Source organism: Kribbella hippodromi (assembly GCF_039531045.1).
In the GTDB taxonomy this organism is placed as follows: Bacteria; Actinomycetota; Actinomycetes; order Propionibacteriales; family Kribbellaceae; genus Kribbella; species Kribbella hippodromi.
In genome coordinates, this window is sequence record NZ_BAAAPH010000009.1 from 219,474 (window position 1) to 241,181 (window position 21,708).

The following is a 21,708-nucleotide window of genomic DNA, read 5'->3' on the forward strand; positions in this document are numbered from 1 at the left end:
CGCCCTTAATCCTTCAGCTTGAATTGGAGGTCGGTGTCCCAGTCGTTCAGGTCCGGGACCTCGCGCGGGTCGGAGCGGTAGACCTCCAGCCGCGCCACCCAGCGGTCGCCGTCGGCGTCCCACTCCAGGCCCTGCTCGTCCGCCCAGACCAGCAGGTCGTGGGTCGCGTCCCGCAGGCCGTCCGGGTGGCCGTGGTGCGTGACGGTCACGTACCGCCCGGCCGGGATCACGCCCGTGACAATCTCGCCCTCGCCGGTGTGTACGTCGTCGACCGGGAATCCGATCTCCATCACCAGCTCGGACTCCATGTCCACTTCGTCGTACTTGAAGAAAGGCGCGTCGTTCGGCGCGATCTCCCTGGCCGCGAGCCAGTCGATCACCTCCCGCAACCGGTCCGCGAACGCACTGATCCCGTCCATCGCGACCTTGCCCCGCAGCGCGACGTACGGCCGCGCCCCGAACTGCACGATCTCCGGCACCCTGTCCACACCGTCCACGCCGTCCACCCCTCCCGAACTCGATCCTCCCCTCAACCTAGCGCGTACGCGCTACTGCGCCCAGGGAGGCTGGATCGCGGTGCCGTCGGCCAGGTATCCGGTGAAGCCGGCGGTGATCGCCACGTACAGCTCCGCCGGGCCGTCACCGAGGTTGGTGAGCGCGATCGGCTCCCCGGCCTGAACCACCACCGCGTCGCCCGGGCCGAGTTTGTCGCCGTCCGGGCTGAGCTGGACGGTGCCGCTGATCACCATGAAGATCTCGTCCCGGTCGAGCGTGTGCGGCGCGTCGCCCCCATGCCCGGCGTCGACGGTCAGCCGCCAGGTACACAACCCGGCCGAACCCCGGCTCGGCGCGGCCAGTCCGGTGAACTCGACCCCCGGCAGCCGGAACCGCGGCGCGTCGGCCGCATGAATCACCTGCATTGTCGCCCTCCCAATTTAGACAAGCTGACTTGACCAAGTCAGCTTGACTATCATGACTGGCATGACACGATCGGGCAAGCCGGATCTGGGCATACTGCTGCTGCTCGCGGACCAGGAGTTCGTCCGCGAGCTGCGCGCGTACACGGCCAGTCAGGGGTACGACGACCAGGGCCGGTCGGACGGCTTCGTGTTTCGTACGCTCGGCGACGGACCGACCACGGTCAGCGCACTCGCCGAGCGCCTCGAAATCAGCAAACAGGGCGCCGGCCAGATCATCGACGACCTGGAACGCCGCGGGTACGTCGAGCGCCGCACGGACCCGAGCGACGCGCGCGCCCGGCTGCTACACCTGACGGCGCGCGGCGAGGCGGCGCTGAGCACCGCCCGCCGTTTTCACCACAGCTACGAACGCCGCCTCCGCCGCCGCCTCGGCGACGAAGCGATCGACACCCTGCGCGAAGTCCTCGCCGAGATGGCCGGCGAGGCGCAGATCGACAACCCGCACTTCCGCGCGCTGATGTTCTAGATCTGTCAAAAGTACTTGGAGAACAGGTCGTGGGTCGGCCAGCTCTTCACGCCGTTGGCCGCGGTCCACAGCGCGCCGTCGATGTCGGTGTACGACTTGCCGCTCGCGTCATCGCGCCGATTGAAGAGCGCCGCCCAGCTGAGGCCGTTGTACGTACGCACCAGCAGGCTGTAGTTGCCGGGCAGACTGCCGAAGTGCCACATGTTGCGGCCGGTACCGCCGGACACCGGGCGTACCGCCCAGCCGAGACCGTAGTACCAGCCGTTGGAGACTCCGGTCGACGGCTTCGCCCAGACGCGGCCCAACGACGTGCTGTTCAGCACGCTGGACGAGGCGTCGAACATCTTCGCCCAGCGCACCAGGTCCGGCGCACTGGCGAGCCAGCCGCCGTTCGCGTCGTGCAGCCCCATGCTGAACGTCCCGTACGGCGCCGCGACGGTCGCACCGGAGTTGTTCAGTACGGTCTTGCCCTTGTACTGCGACTCGTACGAGATCTCGCCGGTGTGCTTCGCGATGGTCCAGGCGGACGCCATCCGCTTGATCTTCAACGGGGCGAGCAGCTTCTGCTGCACGTACGTCTGGTAGCTCATCCCGCTGACCTTCTCGATCACGCGGCCGGCCAGCAGGTACCCGAAGTTCGAGTAGGCGACCTTCGTACCCGGCGCGTAATTGAGCTTCTGGCCGGCCATGTACTTGATCAGGTCGGCGTGGTGCAGCTCCATCGGTACGCCGAGCGCCTTGGAAATCGTGGCGTCCTTGAACAGCGGGTCCCCCGACAGCGCACTGTCCCAGCCGCCGAGATGCTGCAGCAGGTTCCACATCGTGATCGACGTCCAGCGCGAGTCCCGGGTCTGCCCGGCCGGCGGCTTGATGTCGAGGACGCTGGTCACCTTCGTCCCCATCGTCAGCTTGCCGTCCTGGACCAATTTCAGGATCGCGGCGGCAGTGAACGACTTCGACACGCTGGCAACGCGGAACAAGGATGTCGGCTGGACGGTCAGCGCGGTCGACGTGCTGTACCCACGGGCCAGCACCAGCCGCCCCTTGTACGTCACCGCGACCTGCCCACCGGTGATCCCCCGCGCCTGCATGAACGACTTCATCTGACTGTCGAACCCAGCCAGCGAAGACACCGCCGTCCCCGTCGTCTTCCAGGTGGACGCCGCATCAGCCGGCCGACTGAGCTTGTACCCCACCCCCGTCCCCACCGCGGCCACCCCACCCGTAGCCAACGCCAACTTCCCAAAGTCCCGCCGCCGCAACTCCACGAACACGTCTCCTCAAACCGGGGTCAACACCCGAAAGTCTTTCACCCAAGAGGTCTACTCCCACCGACACCCCAACCCTGTCCCCAACCGACTACAGCCCGTAGACCTACGGCCTAGTCCATCAGCCGCGAGGTGAAGCCCGCATCAACCAGACGCTCAAACGCAGCCAGCACGTCCACCGGAACCTCTTGCTCCACCGCAAAGCCTCGCTTCGGATACTCGACCACACGCTGCAAGTCACCAACCACCATGTCGACCACCAATTTCGCGTCCCCGATGCTCGAAATGTAGTCGTCGAACTTCAAGGGCTCGGACGCGCAAACAACCTCGACGCCCGGCCACAGTTTCCGGCAAGTCGCGTACGCCCGCCGTTCCATGTACGGCTTCGAGATCAGCATCACGCGCTGAGGTGTGACACCGTTGTTCTCGAGTACGTCCCGCGACAACGCGATGTTCTGGCCTGTATTCGCGGCAGCCGTTTCCGTCAAGATCGCACCTTCTGGAACACCCAGTGACAGGGCCCGCTCCTTGTAGTGCACTGCCTCACCACGGGGGAACCGGTCTTTCGTCGTCGGACTGTTCCCACCACTGAAGACAAGGACCGGAAAATACTCCCTGCGGTACAACTCGGCCGCATAGTCAGCAACACCCAGGTCATGGCTTCCGAGCCCGACAGCCGCATCAACGGGCGTCAATTCGTGCCCCAGCTGGTGGTACTCCCAAATAACCTCGGCGTCTTCGAGGGCTTGTCCAAGCTGTCGAACCGGCACCTCACCTCGCGAACTCACCGTCGTACCTCCCTCGGTTGCACAGTTGTCGACGGCCGGACGGTGCACGAAAGCGCGGTTGCGCGCGCCGCCGGAGGCGGCCGAAAGACTGCCGCCGCGGAGCGGTGTCCTTTGGTCGGAGGTGGGGCTGTTAGTCGACGACGGTGGCGTAGGCGATTACGCCTCGGCGGATTTCGGTTACTACTGCGCGGGCGGTGGTGCGGAGGGGGGTGGGGCCGGCGGCGTCGGCTATTTGTTCGGTGAGGTCTATGAGTTGTTTGACCCAGCGGACAAAGTCGCCGGCGGCGAGGTCGGATTCGTAGAGGATTTCGGCGAGGGAGGCGCCGGAGGCCCAGCGGAAAGCCGGCCAGCAGAAGTTGAGGTCCATGGAACGGAGGAAGTCGACGCGCATGTCGCGTTCGAGGCCGGACAGGTCGCGCCAGATCGTTCCCATGCGTTCCAGTGCGATGCGTACGTCACCGCGCGGCAGCCGGGGTGAAGTCGGCTCATCCTTCGACCGGGACTCGTACACCAACGCGGCCAGGCAGGCGGCCAGCTCGGGCACGGTGAGGTCGTCGAACACGCCCACGCGCAGGCATTCGGCCGCGACCAGGTCGAGCTCGGTGTAGATGCGGGACAGCCGGTCGCCGGCTTCGGTGGTCTTGTCACCGTCGAGGTAGTGCAGCGCGTCCAGCACTTGGCAGACCCGGTCGAACTGGCGGGCGATGGTGTTCGTCCGCTGCTCGATCTTCCGCTGTACGTCGCGGTTCTCGCGGTCCAGCCTGAAGTACCGCTCCGCCCAGCGCGCATGGTCTTCCCGGTCCGAGCAGCCGTGGCACGGATGGGCGCGCAACTGCGCCCGCATCTCCTGCAGCTCCGGATCGTCCGCGTGACTGACCGCGTCCCGGCTGCGCGTCCGCGACGACGGCGGTCCGTCCTCGCCGAGCAGGTCGGTCCGGGTCCGCAGTACTTGAGCCAGCTCGCGCCGCTGTTGCGGATTACGCGGATTGAACTTCTTCGGAATCCGCAGCACCCCGATCGACTCGACCGGCGCCGGGAAATCGACCATCGACAGCTTCCGCACCTGCCGGTCCAGCGTCAGTACGGTCGGCCGCGGCCCTTCCCGCTCGGACCGCATACCCGGATCGAGCACCAAGGCCCAACCCGCGCTCCGCCCGGCCGGAATCCGGATGATGTCACCGGTGCGCAGCTTCTCGATCGACTCCTGCGCCTCGATCCGGCGGTCGAGTTTGCGTCGCTTCGATCCGGACGCCTCGCGGTCGCCGATCCGGCGGCGCAGTGCGGCGTACTCGAGGAAATCGCCGAGGTGACAGTCGATCGACTCCTTGTACCCCTCCAGCGCCTCGGTGTTCCGCTGCACCTGCCGCGCGAGCCCGACCACGGCCTGGTCGGACTGGAACTGCGCGAACGACAACTCGAGCATGTCCCGCGCCCGCGTCCGCCCGACCTGGCGGACGAGGTTCACGGCCATGTTGTACGACGGCGAGAACGACGACCGCAGCGGATACGTACGGGTCGACGCGAGCCCCGCGACCTCCCGCGGATCGAAGCCGGGCTGCCAGAGCACGACCGCATGCCCTTCGACGTCGATACCGCGCCGCCCGGCCCGGCCGGTGAGCTGCGTGTACTCGCCCGGCGTGATGTCGACGTGCGCCTCGCCGTTCCACTTGGACAGCTTCTCCAGTACGACCGTACGCGCCGGCATGTTGATGCCCAGGGCAAGCGTCTCGGTGGCGAAGACCACCTTGATCAGGCCGCGCGCGAACAGTTCCTCGACGACCTCCTTGAAGGCGGCGAGCATGCCGGCGTGGTGCGCCGCGATCCCGCGCGACAGCGCCTCGGCGAAGTCGTGGTACCCGAGGACGCCGAGGTCCTCGTCGGGGAGATCGGCCGTACGCTCGGCGACCACCCGCTTGATCTCGTCCCGCTCGGACGGCTTGGTCAATCGCAGCCCGGACCGCAGGCACTGCACGACCGCGTCCTCACAGCCCTTGCGGGAGAAGATGAAGTAGATCGCCGGCAGCAACGCCCCGGCGTCCAGCTCCTCGACCACATCCGACCGGTACGGCGTGAAGTGCGTTTTGGCGGGCCGGCCCTTCGGCAGGTCACGGCGCCGCCGGGGCTTGCGCGAATCGTCCCGGAAGATCCGGTTGTCGTCCCGCGCGATCCGGACCAGCTGCGGGTTGACCAGGTCCTTGAGATCAGCCTTGTCGCCCGACTTCGCCGGATTCCCCGATTTCGCCGGATTCCCCGACCGAGACGGATTCCCTGACCGAGACGGGTTGCCCGACTGCGACGGCGCGCCGACCCGAGCGGTCGGCGCCTCGCCGGCGAACAGATCGTGCAGCCGCTTCCCGACCATCACGTGCTGGAACAGCGGCACCGGCCGCTTCTCCTCCAGCACGACCACGGTGTTGCCGCGCACAGTCTCCAGCCAGTCGCCGAACTCCTCCGCGTTGCTCACCGTCGCGGACAGCGAGACCACCGACACCGAGTCCGGCAGGTGGATCAGCACCTCTTCCCACACCGCACCGCGGGAGCGGTCGGCCAGGTAGTGCACCTCGTCCATCACGACGTACGAGAGACCGAGCAGCGTCTGCGATCCGGCGTACAGCATGTTCCGCAGCACCTCGGTGGTCATCACCACGATCGGTGCCTCGGAGTTCACCGAGTTGTCGCCCGTGAGCAGTCCGACCTTGTCGGCGCCGTACCGGCTGACCAGGTCGCCGTACTTCTGGTTGCTCAGCGCCTTGATCGGAGTCGTGTAGAAGCACTTCTGGCCGCGCTCCAGCGCCAGGTGGACGGCGAACTCACCGACCAGCGTCTTCCCGGAGCCGGTGGGCGCTGCGACCAGCACCTGGTGCCCGTCCTCGAGGGCGGCACAGGCGCGGAGCTGGAACTCGTCCAGCTCGAAGTCGTAGAGCCCCCGGAACTCCTTCACGGCGGGATGCTCCTGGTCCGAGCGGAACACGGCATATTTCTCGGACGGGGTGCTCATGCGCCCCAATCTATGCGAAGCCACCTACAAAACAGACGCCAACCGGTGCTTGATGAACGTCGCGGCGCGCTCCAGCGCCTCATCGGCCTCCGGCAGGAAGCCCGCGAAGTACTGGAACACATGCGGCGCACCCGCCACCACATCCAGGCTGACGTCCACCTCCTGCTCAGCGGCACGAGCCACCAGACGCAGCGCGTCATCCAGCAGGACCTCCGCCGAGCCCACCTGGACCAGCAGCGGCGGCAGCCCCTTCAGGTCCGCACCGAGCGGACTGGCCAGCTCGTCCGCCGCATCGGCTCCGCCCAAGTACATCGCGGCGTACTCCTCCATGATCGGCCGGTTGAACAGCGGGTCGTACTCACCCCGCGTATCGATGCTCGGCCCGGTCAACGCCGCATCGGCCCACGGCGAAAACAGCACCACTCCCGCAGGCATCGGCAGCCCTTCCGCCCTCGCGGACAGCAGTGTCGCCAGCGCCAGTCCGCCACCGGCCGAGTCGGCGGCGATCACCACGTTCTGCCCGCTGTCGACCAGTTCCCGGTACGCAGCCAGCGCATCGTGGATACCAGCCGGGAACTGATGCTCCGGCGCCAACCGGTAGTCCAGCGACACGGCCGGGACACCGCTGAGACGCGACAACGGCGCCGCCAAGTTCGCTCCGGTTCGTGCGGACCCGACCACATAGCCCCCGCCGTGCAGGTAGAGGATCACGCCTGCGGAGTTCGCGCCCTCGACTCGGACGTCCAGCGCGCGTACGCCGCCCAGCGTCCTTTCGGCGAGCGTCACGTCCGCGCCCAGCGGCCGCTCGGCGAACAACTCGTCGAACCCGGCCCGCTGCGCTTCCGCCGGCAAGCCGGTCTCGCCCTTCTGCAGCATGCCGCGTGCTGCCGCTCGTTGTTCAACACTCATCGTCCGGCTCCCAGCTGATAGATTCCAAGGAATATGCTTCTCTCCAACTACATTCCTAGGAATCTAATTCCGTGACTGATCTCACAGCATTGTTCACGGACCTGGTCCGGCTCGAAACCCGGCTCTACAACGTGCTGGACGCCCGGCTGAAGGCCGAGCACGACCTTCCGCTCGGGCAGTTCGAGTTCCTTCGCTTCATCGCGTCCCGGGACACCGCGCGGGTGTTCGATCTCGCCCGCGAGGTGGCGATCACGGTCGGCGCGACCAGCAAAGCGGTCGACCGGCTGGAGGCGGCCGGCCGGATTCAGCGCATCGCGAACCCCGACGACCGCCGTTCGTCCCTGCTCGAGCTGACGCCGGCCGGCGCCGAGATCCTCGCCGCGGCCACCCCGACAGTCGAGGCCGAGCTGCGGACGTGGATCGGCTCGGTGCTGCCCGCCGGAGTGATCGAACACTTGGCCACATCGCTGTCGATGCTGCGACAGCGCGCCGAAACCGATCACCGAACAGACCGCACCGAGCCGAAAACCGCCACCGACCCGAAGACCAGCAGCTAGCCGATGTGGTACGGGTCCCCGTACACCTTCCAGTCCAGCGGCGTCTTCAGGTCGAAGTTGCCGTTGCGCAGCCAGACCCGCTGCGCGGTGTCCACCCGGCTGGTGTCGCTGTGCGCCTCCTCCTGTTTCATCGCCCACACCCGCGCGTCCAGGAACGCGTTCAGGTACGTGGTCTCGTTTCCGCCCTGCGACGGCGGCTTCGCCTTGCCCAGCGCACGCTTGCGGATCCCGCCGAAGCTGGTCGGGTCGCCACCGTCGCCGTGCATCACGATCGCGTCGTAGTAGCAGAACTGCCCGAGCGCGCGCAGACCGTCGGACTTGCCCTGCTTCACCGCCGGGTTGAAGTACACCCGGTCGCGCTCGTCGTTCTGGCACTGCTGGAAGGCCGAATCCTTGGCGGCGGCCTTCCAGTCCTTGGTGTAGTTCGGGTCGAGACCCTTGTGCGAGTCGGTGCCGTTCACCTTGCGCAAGGCGGGCAGATACTTCTGCAGTACGTTGTTCGGCTTCCGGTTCGCGTACAACTCGACCAGGTCGAGCATGTCACCCGTACCGGAGCAGAACCCGATGATGCCCGCGGTGTAGCCGCGGCCGTCGTCGATGTCCTCGATGTACTTGTACTGCGCCTTCCAGTCCAGCGACGAGTTCTCCGCGCTGCAGACGATCTCCATCGCGATCTCCTTCTTCGCGGGATCGTCCAGACCGGTCGCAGCCAGGCCGGTCGCAGTCAGTCCGGTCGCGGTCAGCTTGCCGACCGCGGCGTCGGCCGGCGCGAACCGGGAGACGGCCAGGCCGGCCGCCGGGACGGCGGCGAGGGACAGGCCGAGCAGCAGTGCGGTCCGGCGGGTGGGGTGGTTCTCCATTACGTCCTCCGAGGGGCGTCCGAGGGGAATGAACTGTTAGGAAGCTTTCCTATCAGACCAGGAACACACCTGGAAATACCTCGGCCATGAATGTTTCATCCCAACCCGGCGGCCGGCCCGGAGAACACTTCCGAACACCACCACGGCCGGTTCGAGCGACAGGCCAGGCGAGAGGGGTTCAGTCGAGAGGTTCAGGCGAAGACGGTCAGCGCGCCCGGGGCGATGCCGATGTCGACCGGCAGCGCGCCCAGCGGCTCACCATCGGCGTACGCGGTGATGCCGGCTGCCTCGATCCGGACCGATCGGCCGCGCAGGGTCCGCAACTTCGGGTGCCCGACGTGCGTGCCCTTGGACAGCTTCGGGAACATCTGCAGCAGCGTCAGCCGGGACACCGGCTCGATGATCGTCACGTCCAGCAGCCCGTCGTCGAGCTCGGCGCCGGCGCAGATCTGCAGTCCGCCGCCGTACGTCGCGCCGGTACCGACCGCGACCAGCATCGCCTTGGTCTCGATCACCGTGCCGTCGACGGTGACCACGTACTCGAGCGGGGTGAAGGTCCGCAGCTCGGCCAGGGTGGCGACCGTGTACCGGGCGTTGCCCTTCGGCCAGGACATCGCGTTCGCGCGCTTGTTGACGAGCGAGTCGAACCCGCCGGCCACCACCGTGGTGATGAACTCGTCCTTCGCGACCGCGAGGTCGATGGTGCGGGTCCGGCCGGCCACCACCAAGTCGGCCGCGGCGGCCGGGTCCTTGAGCGGGAGGCCGAGGCCGCGGGCGAAGTCGTTGCCGGTGCCGGCCGGGATCACGCCGAACGGCATGCCCGAGTTCGCCAGCACCTGGGCGCCCAGATGGATGGTGCCGTCGCCGCCGATCAGCGTGACCGCGTCGGCTCCGGAGGCGACCACCTCGGTGGCGATCCGGCCGACGTCCTCGGCGCAGGTGGTGGTGTGGACGTCGACGGTCAGGCCGGCCGCGGCCAGCCGCTCCCGCACCAGCGGCGCGATCCGGGCACCCAGGCCCCGGCCGCTGGTGGGGTTGACCACCAGCGCGATCCGGCTGCTCACGTCAGTCGGCCAGCAGCTCTTCGTTGCGGCGGGCGCGGCGCCGGTCGTTCAGCCGCGCGATCACCTCGGAGGCCAGGAACAGCACCGTCATCGGGATCGCCAGCAGACACATCGTGAACGGGTCACCGGACGGCGTCGCCACCGCGGCGAAGACGAAGATCACCAGGATGATGTACGGCCGGAACTTGCCCAGCGCACTGGCCGGCACCACACCGACCATGTTCAGCAGCACGACCACCAGCGGGATCAGGAACGCGATCCCGAACACCAGCAGCGTACGGATGACGAAGTCGAGGTACTTGCCGAGCTCGACCAGGTTCTGCACCTGGTCCGGCGTGAAGCCCAGCAGGATCGAGATGCCCTTGGGCAGCGTCCAGTAGCCGAGCGCGATCCCGGTGGCGAACAGCGGGGTGGCGATGGCGGCGAACAGGTACGCCCATTTCTTCTCGCTGCGGTGCAGGCCGGGTGCGATGAACGCCCAGAGCTGGTACAGCCAGATCGGGCCGGCCGCCACCAGACCGAGCAGCGCCGACACCTTGAGCTTGAACGTCAGCGGGTCGCCGACGCCCTGGAAGGTGAGCTGCGGTTTCAGGCCCCGGCTCTCCGCGATCGGCCGGACCGCGGTCTCGAACGGGTCCTTGAGGATGGCGAGCGCGTGGTTGTACACGAACCAGGCCGCGACCGTGCACACCACTATCGCGAGCACACTGATGAGCAACCGGTTCCGGAGCTCGACGATGTGCTCGCGCAGGGTCATCCGACCCTCTGGGTCCCTCGGGCGGCGCTCCTGCTTGTCCTTCCGCCGCCCGAACTTCACCATCGACACAGGTGGGGCGTTCTGTTCAGTTGGCCGTGTGCGTCGGCGGCAGGCCGTCGCCCGGCGCCTGGCCGTTGGCCTGGTTCTGCTGCGCCGGCTGGGCCTGCTGGACCGGCTGCTGGACCTGGGCCGGCGGCTGCGAGGCCTCCTCGGTCAGTTCCCCGTCCTTCTTCCGGGGGCCGACCTCTTCTTCCCAGATCTTCTTCGACTTGCCCAGCTGCTTCACCAGGGCCGGCAGCTTGGCCGATCCGAACAGCAGCACGACGATCGCGAGGATGACGAGCCACTCTGCGCCCTGGGGCATACCGAGGAGCGGTGCTGCCATGTCGATCTCCCTTTCACCATCAAACACTGCCACCATCAACTCGGGGCTCAAGCCTGAGTTCGTGGCCGCATACTACGCCGGGAATCAGCCGTCTTCACGGGTCTGTCCAGACCCGGCCGTGGACTGCGCTGCTGCCAGCTTGGACTGGGCGGCGACCAACTCACGCGTCAGTGCCTTGCCCTGACCCCACAACTTCAGCGCGAGCAGGGCGAGGACCAGGAGCCACACCGCCACCACCGCGAGGAAGAGCAGGAACCAGTACATACCCAGGAGCCTAGCTGGTTCCAGCCGGTCCCCCACGGCCCGCGGTATGTCTCTGTGGACAACGGTGCCGGAACGTGATGGTAAAACCGAGTGTCCGCCAGGGTGTCCCGGCGGGAGAATCAGCCGCTGCGGCAGCGGTGCTGGGGCGAGGCAAGGGGTCATGGATGGTGCGGATCGGGGTCGGGGAACGGCGGGCGCGGCTCGGCCGGCGGCATCTGCTCGGGGCGGGCTGCCAGGCGGCCGATCCGGTCGAGGCGGCGACTGCGCTGGTGGCACTGCACGCCACCGATCCGGCGACGGTACATCTGAGCGTGGCCGCACGGGTGCCAGGGAGTGACGTTGCGGGTACGGAGCGTGCACTTTACGACGACCGTACGCTGATCCGGATGCTCGGCATGCGGCGGACGGTGTTCGTAGTACCGACGCCGTTCGCGCCCGTGGTGCAGGCGGCGTGTACGGACGACATCGCGGTGAAGCAGCGGAAGCTCTTGGTGAAGCACCTGACCGAGGCTGGGATCGCGGATGATGCGGAAGCGTCCGGGAGATGGCTGGCTGCGGTAGAGGAGTCCACAGCGACCGCACTGGCGCTCCGTGGGTCTGCGACTGCACAGGAGCTCTCTGCGGACGAGCCACGGCTGCGTACGCGGCTGAGCATTGCTACTGGGAAGACGTACGCCGCGCAGCCGTACGTAACGAGCCGCGTGCTGTTCCAGCTGGCCGCGGACGGGCGGATCGTCCGCGGCAGGCCGATGGGTACCTGGCTGAGTGGCCAGCACCAGTGGTCGCCGGCGGAGGACTGGCTGGCCGGCGGCCTCGGCAACAAGCCGATGGCGGAAGAGGCGCGGGTACTACTTGCACGCGCCTGGCTGGCGTCCTTTGGCCCGGGAACGGCAGCTGACCTGCAGTGGTGGTCCGGCTGGACTGGTGGACAGACCAAGAAGGCCCTGGTGGCGGTAGAAGCAGTAGAGGTCGATCTGGACGGACAGGTGGGCTACGTACTGCCAGGCGACGAAGCGCCTGAGGTACCGGTGGAGCCGTGGGTTGCGTTCCTGCCCGCGCTGGACCCGACGCCGATGGGATGGAAGGACCGCGACTGGTACCTAGGTACGCACAAGCCGAAGCTGTTCGACACCACCGGCAACATCGGTCCGTCCATCTGGTTCAACGGGCAGATCATCGGCGGCTGGGGCCAGCCGGAGTCCGGCGAGGTCCGCTACCAGTTGCTGGAGGACGTCGGCGCGGACGCCAAGTCCATGGTCGAGGCAGAGGCGGCCCGCTGGACCACGTGGCTGGCCGGCGTACGCGTAACACCGCGCTTCCGCTCCCCCTTGGAGAAACAGCTCAGCCAGGGCTAGTCGTCGTACGCGGACAGTGCCTCGCGGGCTGTAGCTGCTATCTGGGTGGTGAGGCCGGGTGGGTCGAGGACGGTGGCGGCGCCGCCGAGGCGGAGGACCAGGCGTTGTAGCCAGGCGGTGTCGGCGACGCGGAGCTTGACGATGAGCGAGTTTTCCGGGCCTTCTTCGACCGACTCGTTCGGGTAGTACTCGGCGACCCAGCGGGCGGGTGGGGCCAGCCGGAGCGTGGCCAGGAGGTCCTGCTCGGACGGCTGGAACATGCCGTTCGACAGGTCGCGCGGCGTGGCGTCAGGTGACGGCTCGCTGGGCAGGTCGAGCAGCTTGACCGCGGCGATGCGGTCCAGGCGGAACAGCCGTACATCCTCGGCCAGGCGGCACCATGCCTCCAGATACGTACGCCCGTCCGACACGACGAGCCGCATCGGGTCCACGTCGCGCTCGGTGGTCTCGTCACGCGACGGCACGTCGTACGTCAGGTGCAGCCGGCGCTTCGTCGCCAGGCCGCGGTTCACTGTCTCGGCGATCTCCGGCGGGGCCGGCTCGACGTGTACGTGCGCAGCCGCGCCCTCGCTCGCCGCAGCGGCCTCGCCGGCCGCGCGCTCCAGCTTGGCAATTGCCCGGTCGACCGCGTTCCGGTCGGCGTCGGCGGTCACCTCGCGCAGCGTACGCAGCGCGGTCAGCAGCGCCAGTGCCTCGTCGGCGGCGAGCCGCAACGGCCGGGCCAGGTAGTCGGCGTTGTTGATGTGGATGACGCCGTCGCCCTCGGCGGCCTCGATGTCGATCTCGATCAGATCGCCCATCTGCGCGCCGGGCAGACCGCAGAACCACAGCACCTTCAGGTCGGCGATGATCTGCTTCGGCCGGACGCCGAACTCCTTCGCGACATCCTCGACCCGGGCGCCGTCGTTCTCCCGCAAGTACGGCACCAGGGCCAGCAGACGCTGCACCTGGTCACGTGCATTGCTCATGCGCCTGCCACCGTCCGCAACCGCCACAGCACTCCGTCCAGTACGTCCCCTGGTCCTTCGACAACCGCATCAGGCCCGTACGACGCGATCTCCTCCGCCAGCACGGACGAGTCCGCGTACGGCACGTGCAGCAGGTCCCAGCCTTCCTCGTACGCCTCGATGGCGTTGGCGCGGCGGCGCAGGCTCACACAGGACCCCGTACGCGCCCTTACCTTCGCCTCGGAGGTCGGGCGCGGCGGAGCCAGCTCCGTGACCAGCGAGCGCAGATCGGTGCCTTCGGGGACCGCGAACGCGCCCGGCTCCCCCACTGTCTTCACGGCCCCACCGATGCGCGACATCCGGAACATGCGCGTCGCCTGCCGGTCGCGGTCGCGACCGACCACGTACCAGCGCCCGTGCCAGGACACGATCCCCCAGGGCTCCAGCGTCCGCGTGGTCGGCTCCGACGCGCCACTGCGCACGTGCTGGAACCGGACCGCCTGCCGAGCCACCACTGCGGCCCAGAGTGGGTCGAAAGCCGGCTCGGACGCGCCGACGTGTGGCTCGATCGCGCTCAGCGCGGACTGGTCGGTCTGGATGCCGGCTGCCTTCAACTTGAGCACCGCAGAGGTGGTCGCCTCGGACAGACCGGCATGCTGCCAGACTCGCGCGGCGACGCCCAGCACGGCCGCCTCGTCCGGTTCCAGCTGCACCTCGGGCAGCTCGAACACGTCCCGGCGGATGCGGTAGCCGACCTCGTCGGAGAAGAACTTGTCGATCGTGCCCATCTCGATCGGGATGCCGAGGTCGCGGAGCTCGTCCTTGTCCCGCTCGAACATCTTCTCGAAGGCGTCGTCGGTCTGGCCCGCGTACCCCTCGACGACCTCGCGAATCCGCTCCTTGGTCACATAGGTGCGCGCGACCAGGAGGCAGATGACCACGTTGAGCAGCCGCTCACTCTTCCGCGCCGACACCCGACCACCTTACGGCCTCAGAGCGGCCAAAACCCGCCTTTCCGTACGGAAACTTCGAACACGGGTTCGACCCGGGTCGAGATGCCCTAGGGTCTCGGTGTGATTCGTTGGCGTGACGGTGTGGTGGATTCGGTCGGACGGAGCTGGTCCGGGGCGGTCGAACTGACCGTGACGGTCGGTGCGCAGAGCGTACGCGCCCTGGCGTACCCGGAGCTGGTGGGTACGCCGGTGGCCGGTGACCGAGTGCTGCTCAACGTCGGCGCGCTGGACCGCGGTCTCGGCACCGGTGGGTACGCGTTGGTGGTGGCCGTACCGGACCGGCTTCCGGAGGACCCGCCGGAGCACGGTCACCTGGTGAAGGCGCGGTACACGCCGCTGCAGGCGATGGTGCTCGGTGCTGACGAACAGGACTCGCCGGACCATGACGTACTGCGTGATGCGGATGACCTGTTCGGTACGCCCGTGGTTGTGGCAGATCTGCACTCCGCTCTCCCAGCTGTCCTTGCCGGCGTGTACGAAGCCAGGCCGGGTACGCGGGTCGTCTATGTGATGACGGATGGCGGTGCACTGCCGCTAGCGTTCTCCCGCAGTGTGGCGACGCTGCGGGACGCTGGTTGGCTCAGCGGGACAGTCACGGTTGGCCAGGCGTACGGCGGCGACCGTGAGGCAGTGACTGTGCACACCGGGCTGCTGACCGCGGTACAGGTACTGGCGGCTGAGGTTGTTGTCATCACCCAGGGGCCGGGCAATCTGGGTACTGGTACGCGCTGGGGCTTCTCAGGAGTGCAGTCCGGCGAGGCGGTCAACGCGGTTGGCACCCTGGGCGGCCGCGCGGTCGCATCACTGCGCATCTCCGAGGCGGATCCACGTCCACGCCACCGTGGGATCTCCCACCACAGTCTGACCGCGTACGGGCGGGTGGCACTGCAGCCGGCCGACATCGTCGTACCGGACCTGCCTGGCGACTTCGGTGACGCGGTACGGGACGCTGCCGAGCCGCTGAAGCTGCGGCACCGGGTAGTACGCGTCGGAGTGGACGGCTTGTACGAGGCGATGCGCGAGGCTCCAGTGAAACTCTCCACGATGGGCCGCAGCCTGGACGAAGACCGCGCGTACTTCGAGGCCGCCGCCGCAGCCGGCCGCCACGCAGCCGCCCTGATCGACCGCCCATGATCATCACCGCGGCCAGCTTCCCGATGCCGACCCGGATCAAGCGGGCGAACAATCCGGCCGAGTGGGACCAGCAGGCCCGCTTCGCCGACCTCCAGGCCGCGGCGGCCAATCAAGCGCTCGGCCGGCTGGGCAGCACCCTCGACGGGCTGCAGCCGGCGATGCGGCCGATGGCGTTCCTGCAGCTCTACCGGGACCTGGCGCAATGGCGCTACGAGCTGGCCAACCGGCCGGAAGGAAGACGTCCGAACTCCGAGCCCGAATGGTTCCGCCGGCGCATCGCGGACGACACCATCCGGGACTCCTTCGGGCGCGGACTGCTCAGCGAAGGCAGCCAGATGCGTCCCGAGCGCGGGGAGCTGCTACCCGGCACCGAGACGCCCGCCAGCCGCCAGTCCGCACGGCTGGGCGAGCTGATCGAGAACCGGTTCGCCTATGAAGCGCCGGCCTTCGAAGTGCTCCAGAACCGGGTCACGCTGCCGGACGGCGCCACCATGCCCGGCAATCTGCTACTCCGCGGCGGCGCGGCTGCCCGTGAGTACGGGATGACCAAACCCGTCGACGGCTTCTACTGCACTCTCACCGGCCTCGACGCCGACCGCTCTGTTCTGCAACGTGAGGCGTTCGGACTGCTCGCCGACCTGGAAAACCAGCGCGCGGCCGGACGCACCGACCTGGTCGACGATCCGGACGCGCAACTCGCCTTCACCACTGCCGAGTACTACCTGTACCAGGGACCGGAGTACGTCCGCGGCGGCGACGCGATGATCCGGACCCTGCTGGTCACCGCCCACGCCCGCATCTTCGACGCAGCCGTCAAACTCCCCGAGGACATCGACGTGATGGCGTACGTAGCCGGCCAACGCGCCTTCAACGAGCACGTCGCCGCCAACCAGTCGATCCTCGCGCGCACCACCCCGGAAACCATCCCCCAGCAAACCGCCGCACCTCGCCCGCAGCGCCGCTCGACCAGCCTCGAGCGGTAGGTTCGGCCCGGCTGAGCGGTAGATCCAGCTCTACCTGGAGTGGGGTCGCAGCACTCCTGATCTGGGGGGCGCGCGCGGCGACAGTAGTGGTATGACCAGCACCAAGCACCGCCACCTGACGATCCACGACGTAGTCCGGCCAGAGCCCCCGCTGGCCGTACGCGGCGCGATCACGCTCTGGTTCACCGCCATCGGCGCCGGGGTGGCCGAATCGGTTCTCGGTGCGCTCGGAGCGATCGGTGACGGCACACCGGTCTTCGGACTGCTCTTCCAGCTCGCCTTCCGCGCGATCGTGTACGGCGGACTGTTCGTCGTCGTCGACCGGTATTTCCGGCCCGGTGTGGCATGGGCCCGTTGGTTGCTGGCCGGACTGCTCGGTACGGTCGGGATCGCCTCGTTGCTGGTCGGGCCGGTCGACTGGCTACTGCACAACGGCGACTTCGGCACCGTGCACTGGTCCGCGTCGTTCATCGCCTTCGCGGTCATCCGCTGCGTACACCTCACCGCGGTGATCACCGCGATCCTGCTCAGCTTCCAGCCCGACGCCAACCGCTGGTTCAGCCACCGCGCCGTCCGGCGCACCCGCTGAGACAGACCAAAGGACCGGCTCCTGTCGTGGAGCCGGTCCTTCGGGGTGTTCGGAGTTACTGCCCGGTCTGCTTCGGGGCCGGGAACGCGTTCAGGATGTCGATCACGGCGAAGGCGTTGATCGCCTTGCCGGCCTGGTCCTTCGACGGCGGGAGCTCGACCAGGACGCGGCTGCCGACCGGGATGCCGGCCAGGCCGTCCAGCGAGCCGGTCTGACCGGTCGGGCTCGGGCCGACCTGGAGCTGGTCGGTCGGGGCGCCCGGCTGCGCGGGCTGACCGTTGGCGGCCGGCTGACCGTCCCAGGTGCTGGCCTGCTTCTTGCCGGCGTAGTCGTACACGACGTAGCGGCCGACCAGCTGGCTGCCCTTCTCGATCGGCTTGCCCTTGCCGAGCGCGAACACGACCGGCTTGCCCGGCTTCGCCGGCGGCTTGGTGCCGGCGTCCACGGTCACCTTCGGCTCGGCGTTCAGCGGGCCGCTGACCTTGATCTTGGTCGGGGTCGACGGGGTCACCGGGTTCGCGTCCAGCGGCGTGTTGTTCGCGGCCGCGCCGACCAGGTCGACGACGAAGATCAGCGTGTCGTCGCCCTTGATCCCGGCCTTCTCGTTGCCGGCCGACTTGTAGCCCTTGTCGGACGGGATCGAGAGCAGCACCCGGCTGCCGATCTTCTTGCCGACCAGGCCCTCGTCCCAGCCGGAGATGACGCCACCGACGCCGATCGGGAACGACGACGGCGCGCCGCGGTCGTACGAGTTGTCGAAGACCTTGCCGTCGCGCCAGATCTGGCCGATGTAGTTCGCGGTGAGCAGCTCGCCCTTCTTCACCTCGGGCCCGTCGCCCTGCTTCAGCACCTCGGAGACGAGCTGCGTGTCCGGGTCACCGTCGCGGTGCGTGATGGTCGGCTTCTGCCCGAAGTCCGCGGTCACCTTGATCCCGGCGGCGCCGAAATCGTCCTTCTTGCTCGACCCGCACGCCACCAGGGACGCCCCCAGCGCCGCGACCACGGCCAGACTCAACAACTTGCGCACGAACCAGCACCTCGAACCATCCCGGCGCGCGATGCGCCGCTTGCCTCTCCGGTCAACAACGCGGGCCAGCCTAGCTTGCGGGTTCAACCGGGAGGCTGGGCGGTCGCGTCACCGTTGCGTCACACCACGTACAGTCACCTGCCGGCGCGCGTCACGATTGCGCCGGCAGGCTCGAACGCGGTCAGCGCGGCTTCGTCAGGCGGAAGAGCCTCGCCATGCCAGGAGCCAGCTGCACCGGAAGGTTGCCTCCGCTCGTACGGACAGGGGTGTATTCGCGTGACGCCGGCTTGAACTCAGCCGCTCGCACACCGGCGCCCAAGGTCAGGGATGAGGTCGCCGCCGCGGAGTAGCTGCGGTTCGTCACCAGTAGCCAGCGGTGGGGTTGGTTGCCGTGTCCGGCACGGAACCGGCTCACGATGACAGCCGAACCCTGGGCGCCGGCGATCCAGGCGTCCGCGGTGAAGCCCGCCGCACCGGCCGGCAGGTCCGGCTCGTTCGCGTGCGTGACAGTCTCCGAAACCAGCGGCAGCAGTTCGGCGCCGACGGTGGCCAGATGAGTACGGTTGATCTTCTGCGCCGAGTAGTAGAGCGGCGTACGCTCGCCGGCCTTGCTGATCAGCGCCTCGATGTACTCGTCGTACTTCGGCGTCCAGTACGTGAAGTACTGGATGCCCTTCGCCCCGTACGCGAGGTTCACGTTGATCTGCCAGAACAGATCGGCCTCGCTCGGCAACCGGTACCGGTTGTGCTCGCAGCTGAGGATGAACGCCCAGGTCGGCAGCCCGCTGGCCAGGGACTTGTTCCGGACCGCCGCCAGGTTGATGAAGAAGTCCGGGGTGGTGCCATCCGGCTTCAGCACGGAGTAGTGGTCGTAGGAGATGTACTGCGGGTCGGCCTCGTCGACGTAGCGATCGAGATAGGCCTCGTACGTCGGCGCGCCCAGCTGCTGCGCGTTCGCATAGGTCGGGAACAGGTTGACGTACGGCAGCTTCGTCGGCGCGGCGCGGCGGATCTGCGCGGCCACCTTTCCGAGGTTGGGGAAGACGCCGGCGTTGGGCTCGTCCCACAGGTAGAAGCCGGCCCACGCCGGGTACCGCCGGTAGTCCGCGACCACCGAGTCGACCACCCGGCCCCACTGCTCCGGCGGCTGCTGGTTGTAGATGTTGACGAGTCGTTCGTCGGTGGCGAGCCAGCTGAGCCCGGCCTGCTCGGCGAGCCGCAGCACCCGGCCCTGAAACTCCGCGGTCTGCGGCTGCTCGACGGAGGTCGCGAAGGTGAACCCCGCGTCGGTCACCTCCCGGTAGCGCGCAAGCGTCGTCTGCTCCGCCGGCGGCGGCACCCACAGCCCGACCGGGAAGGTCGATCCGCTGAGCAGCTCCGGCGTGGGCCCGGCCGGCCCTGTCCGGGCGGTAGTGCTGGCGGTGGTGGGGTCGGCTCCGCCGGTAGTAGGTGCGTCGGCTCCGCCTGCGTACGCGGTGGCGGCGGTCAGCGAACCCAGTGCCATCGCCCCTGCGCCTGCCCCGGTCAGCTGCAGGAGCTTCCGGCGACTCAGCGCGTCCGAGCGGCCTGCCTCGGTCGGTTCCAAGGTCATGGTTGACGTCCTTCCGGAGAATGAATCGTTTCATGTCATCCGGCGGATCCCCTGAACTGATCCGCCGGGCCTGCAATCGAGTATTCGCCAATGCGCACAACTGCGACAAGACGTCGCCCTACGTGCACTTGCAATCACCCTGGCCACAACCGGACACCCCTCCCACCCAAAGGGCAGCACACAGTGACCGCGACGAGTTGCCGGACCGCGAACAGACCACGGGGACCGTAAACAGCTGACCAGCTGTCCGCGGTCCCCGTCAGATGGGCTAACCCGTACGCCCTACATGCTGGAGATGAGCTTTTCGACTCGTTCGTCGTGGGACTTGAAGGGGTCCTTGCAGAGGACGGTGCGCTGGGCCTGGTCGTTCAGTTTGAGGTGGACCCAGTCGACGGTGAAGTCGCGACGGCGCTCCTGGGCGCGCTTGATGAACTCGCCGCGCAGCCGTGCCCGCGTCGTCTGTGGCGGCACCGACTTGGCCTCGAACACCCGCAGGTCGTCGACGACCCGCGTGACGGCGCCCTTCCGCTCGAGCAGGTAGTACAGCCCGCGCGGCCGGTGGATGTCGTGGTACGCCAGGTCGAGCTGCGCCACCCGCGGCGACGCCAGGCCGAGGTTGTTCTGCGCGCGGTACCGCTCGATCAGCCGGTACTTGATCACCCAGTCGATCTCGCGCTCGATCCCGGTCAGGTCGCCGGACTCGATCGCCTTCAGCGTCCGCTCCCACAACGACAGCGCCCGCTCGACGGCCGGTGTGCCCAGCTCGCGGCGGTCGACGAAGTCGCGCGCCTTGGTCAGGTACTCGGTCTGGATGTCCAGCGCCGACGCCTCGCGCCCGTTCGCCAGCCGGACCTCGCGGCGGCCGGTCATGTCGTGGCTGATCTCGCGGATCGCCCGGATCGGGTTGTCCAGGGTCAGGTCGCGCATCACGATGCCGGCCTCGATCATCCGCAGCACCAAGTCGGTGCTGGCCACCTTGAGCAGCATGGTGGTCTCGGACATGTTCGAGTCGCCGACGATCACGTGCAGCCGGCGGAACCGCTCGGCGTCCGCGTGCGGCTCGTCGCGGGTGTTGATGATCGGCCGGGACCGGGTGGTCGCGCTGGAGACCCCTTCCCAGATGTGCTCGGCCCGCTGCGACACCGAGTACACGGCACCGCGCGGCGTCTGCAGCACCTTGCCGGCGCCGCAGATCAGCTGCCGGGTGACCAGGAACGGGATCAGCACGTCGGCGAGCTTGGCGAAGTCGCCGTGCCGCGAGACCAGGTAGTTCTCGTGGCAGCCGTAGCTGTTGCCGGCCGAGTCGGTGTTGTTCTTGAACAGGTAGACGTCGCCGAAGATGCCTTCGTCGTGCAGCCGCTTCTGCGCGTCGACCAGCAGTCCCTCGAGGATCCGCTCACCGGCCTTGTCGTGCGCGATCAGGTCGGTGACCGAGTCGCACTCACCGGTCGCGTACTCCGGGTGGGAGCCCACGTCGAGGTAGAGCCGGGCCCCGTTGCGGAGGAACACGTTGCTGCTCCGCCCCCAGGACACGACCCGCCGAAACAGATACCGCGCCACCTCGTCCGGGGTCAGTCGCCGCTGCCCGCGGAACGTACAGGTGACGCCGTACTCGTTCTCCAGACCGAAGATTCGCCGGTTCACATCACCCACACTACGGCGCCCCTCCGACAACCGTCCCCTGTCTCAGGCGCGCCGTCCCCGGCGTTACCCCTTTGATGCTCTCCACCCGGGGCTTGAACTCCAGGTGGAGATGCGGTCACACCTGCTGAC

At 68.0% G+C, this 21,708-nt stretch carries 22 protein-coding genes; 6 read left to right on the forward strand and 16 right to left on the reverse strand.

What is annotated here, in order from left to right; genetic code table 11:
* Positions 1-5: 5 nt before the first annotated feature.
* Both ABD260_RS16485 and ABD260_RS16490 read right to left on the reverse strand, forming a co-directional pair.
* Entirely contained in the window at positions 6-497 is a 492-nt protein-coding gene (locus tag ABD260_RS16485) for a GyrI-like domain-containing protein (RefSeq protein WP_344234415.1), read from the reverse strand.
* A gap of 51 nt (positions 498-548) precedes the next feature.
* Positions 549-920, reverse strand: a complete 372-nt coding sequence (locus ABD260_RS16490; protein WP_344234416.1) for a cupin domain-containing protein — start codon at positions 918-920, stop codon at positions 549-551.
* Between the two features lie 61 nt (positions 921-981).
* Here ABD260_RS16490 and ABD260_RS16495 point away from each other — a divergent pair, with 61 nt between their 5' ends.
* A complete protein-coding gene (locus ABD260_RS16495) occupies positions 982-1,446 on the forward strand; it encodes a MarR family winged helix-turn-helix transcriptional regulator (RefSeq protein ID WP_344234417.1) in 465 nt (154 codons plus the stop codon).
* A gap of 5 nt (positions 1,447-1,451) precedes the next feature.
* Here the strand turns inward: ABD260_RS16495 and ABD260_RS16500 are convergent, their stop codons facing one another.
* The 4 genes from ABD260_RS16500 to ABD260_RS16515 form a co-directional block, all read right to left on the reverse strand.
* Positions 1,452-2,654, reverse strand: a complete 1,203-nt coding sequence (locus tag ABD260_RS16500; RefSeq protein WP_344234418.1) for a serine hydrolase domain-containing protein — start codon at positions 2,652-2,654, stop codon at positions 1,452-1,454.
* 173 nt (positions 2,655-2,827) lie between these two features.
* Entirely contained in the window at positions 2,828-3,502 is a 675-nt protein-coding gene (locus ABD260_RS16505) for a YdcF family protein (RefSeq protein WP_344234419.1), read from the reverse strand.
* Positions 3,503-3,632: 130 nt separating this feature from the next.
* A complete protein-coding gene (locus ABD260_RS16510) occupies positions 3,633-6,500 on the reverse strand; it encodes a DEAD/DEAH box helicase (RefSeq protein ID WP_344234420.1) in 2,868 nt (955 codons plus the stop codon).
* Between the two features lie 24 nt (positions 6,501-6,524).
* Complete coding sequence (locus tag ABD260_RS16515) at positions 6,525-7,409, reverse strand: alpha/beta hydrolase (protein ID WP_344234421.1); 885 nt, start codon at positions 7,407-7,409, stop codon at positions 6,525-6,527.
* 71 nt (positions 7,410-7,480) lie between these two features.
* Here ABD260_RS16515 and ABD260_RS16520 point away from each other — a divergent pair, with 71 nt between their 5' ends.
* The gene (locus tag ABD260_RS16520) at positions 7,481-7,966 is read left to right on the forward strand and encodes a MarR family winged helix-turn-helix transcriptional regulator (protein WP_344234422.1); all 486 of its coding nucleotides are present in this window, start codon (positions 7,481-7,483) and stop codon (positions 7,964-7,966) included.
* Here the strand turns inward: ABD260_RS16520 and ABD260_RS16525 are convergent.
* From ABD260_RS16525 to ABD260_RS16545, 5 genes are all read right to left on the reverse strand, one after another.
* Positions 7,963-8,826: a chitosanase gene (locus ABD260_RS16525; protein WP_344234423.1), complete on the reverse strand. Its 864-nt coding sequence runs from the start codon at positions 8,824-8,826 to the stop codon at positions 7,963-7,965. The genes ABD260_RS16520 and ABD260_RS16525 overlap by 4 nt on opposite strands.
* A gap of 191 nt (positions 8,827-9,017) precedes the next feature.
* On the reverse strand, positions 9,018-9,890 hold the full coding sequence (locus tag ABD260_RS16530) for a diacylglycerol/lipid kinase family protein (protein WP_344234424.1): 873 nt from the start codon (positions 9,888-9,890) through the stop codon (positions 9,018-9,020).
* A 1-nt stretch (position 9,891) separates the two neighbouring features.
* Entirely contained in the window at positions 9,892-10,710 is an 819-nt protein-coding gene (tatC, locus tag ABD260_RS16535; protein ID WP_344234425.1) for a twin-arginine translocase subunit TatC, read from the reverse strand.
* 22 nt (positions 10,711-10,732) lie between these two features.
* Positions 10,733-11,032, reverse strand: coding sequence for a twin-arginine translocase TatA/TatE family subunit (locus ABD260_RS16540; RefSeq protein ID WP_344234426.1), 300 nt, complete (start codon positions 11,030-11,032; stop codon positions 10,733-10,735).
* Between the two features lie 84 nt (positions 11,033-11,116).
* Positions 11,117-11,296, reverse strand: coding sequence for a hypothetical protein (locus tag ABD260_RS16545; protein WP_344234427.1), 180 nt, complete (start codon positions 11,294-11,296; stop codon positions 11,117-11,119).
* Between the two features lie 164 nt (positions 11,297-11,460).
* Here ABD260_RS16545 and ABD260_RS16550 point away from each other — a divergent pair, with 164 nt between their 5' ends.
* Positions 11,461-12,651 carry a winged helix DNA-binding domain-containing protein gene (locus tag ABD260_RS16550; RefSeq protein ID WP_344234428.1) on the forward strand — a complete coding sequence of 397 codons (1,191 nt, stop codon included), beginning with the start codon at positions 11,461-11,463 and terminating at the stop codon, positions 12,649-12,651.
* On the opposite strand, the gene ABD260_RS16555 is transcribed toward ABD260_RS16550, so the two are convergent.
* Entirely contained in the window at positions 12,648-13,619 is a 972-nt protein-coding gene (locus ABD260_RS16555; protein WP_344234430.1) for a helix-turn-helix transcriptional regulator, read from the reverse strand. The genes ABD260_RS16550 and ABD260_RS16555 overlap by 4 nt on opposite strands.
* Entirely contained in the window at positions 13,616-14,572 is a 957-nt protein-coding gene (locus tag ABD260_RS16560; RefSeq protein ID WP_344234431.1) for a helix-turn-helix transcriptional regulator, read from the reverse strand. Before ABD260_RS16560 ends, ABD260_RS16555 begins: the two co-directional genes overlap by 4 nt.
* A gap of 99 nt (positions 14,573-14,671) precedes the next feature.
* Between ABD260_RS16560 and ABD260_RS16565 the strand changes: the two genes are divergently transcribed.
* The 3 genes from ABD260_RS16565 (at position 14,672) to ABD260_RS16575 (ending at position 17,317) form a co-directional block, all read left to right on the forward strand.
* Positions 14,672-15,745: a DUF3866 family protein gene (locus ABD260_RS16565; protein WP_344234433.1), complete on the forward strand. Its 1,074-nt coding sequence runs from the start codon at positions 14,672-14,674 to the stop codon at positions 15,743-15,745.
* Positions 15,742-16,728, forward strand: a complete 987-nt coding sequence (locus ABD260_RS16570; RefSeq protein ID WP_344234434.1) for a hypothetical protein — start codon at positions 15,742-15,744, stop codon at positions 16,726-16,728. Before ABD260_RS16565 ends, ABD260_RS16570 begins: the two co-directional genes overlap by 4 nt.
* 91 nt (positions 16,729-16,819) lie before the next feature.
* Positions 16,820-17,317, forward strand: a complete 498-nt coding sequence (locus ABD260_RS16575; RefSeq protein ID WP_344234436.1) for a hypothetical protein — start codon at positions 16,820-16,822, stop codon at positions 17,315-17,317.
* A gap of 55 nt (positions 17,318-17,372) precedes the next feature.
* Here the strand turns inward: ABD260_RS16575 and ABD260_RS16580 are convergent, their stop codons facing one another.
* The 3 genes from ABD260_RS16580 to pafA form a co-directional block, all read right to left on the reverse strand.
* Positions 17,373-18,344 carry an FKBP-type peptidyl-prolyl cis-trans isomerase gene (locus tag ABD260_RS16580; protein ID WP_344234438.1) on the reverse strand — a complete coding sequence of 324 codons (972 nt, stop codon included), beginning with the start codon at positions 18,342-18,344 and terminating at the stop codon, positions 17,373-17,375.
* A 181-nt stretch (positions 18,345-18,525) separates the two neighbouring features.
* Complete coding sequence (locus ABD260_RS16585; RefSeq protein WP_344234439.1) at positions 18,526-19,935, reverse strand: hypothetical protein; 1,410 nt, start codon at positions 19,933-19,935, stop codon at positions 18,526-18,528.
* Positions 19,936-20,217: 282 nt separating this feature from the next.
* Positions 20,218-21,579, reverse strand: a complete 1,362-nt coding sequence (gene pafA / locus ABD260_RS16590; protein ID WP_344234440.1) for a Pup--protein ligase — start codon at positions 21,577-21,579, stop codon at positions 20,218-20,220.
* Positions 21,580-21,708: the final 129 nt, after the last annotated feature.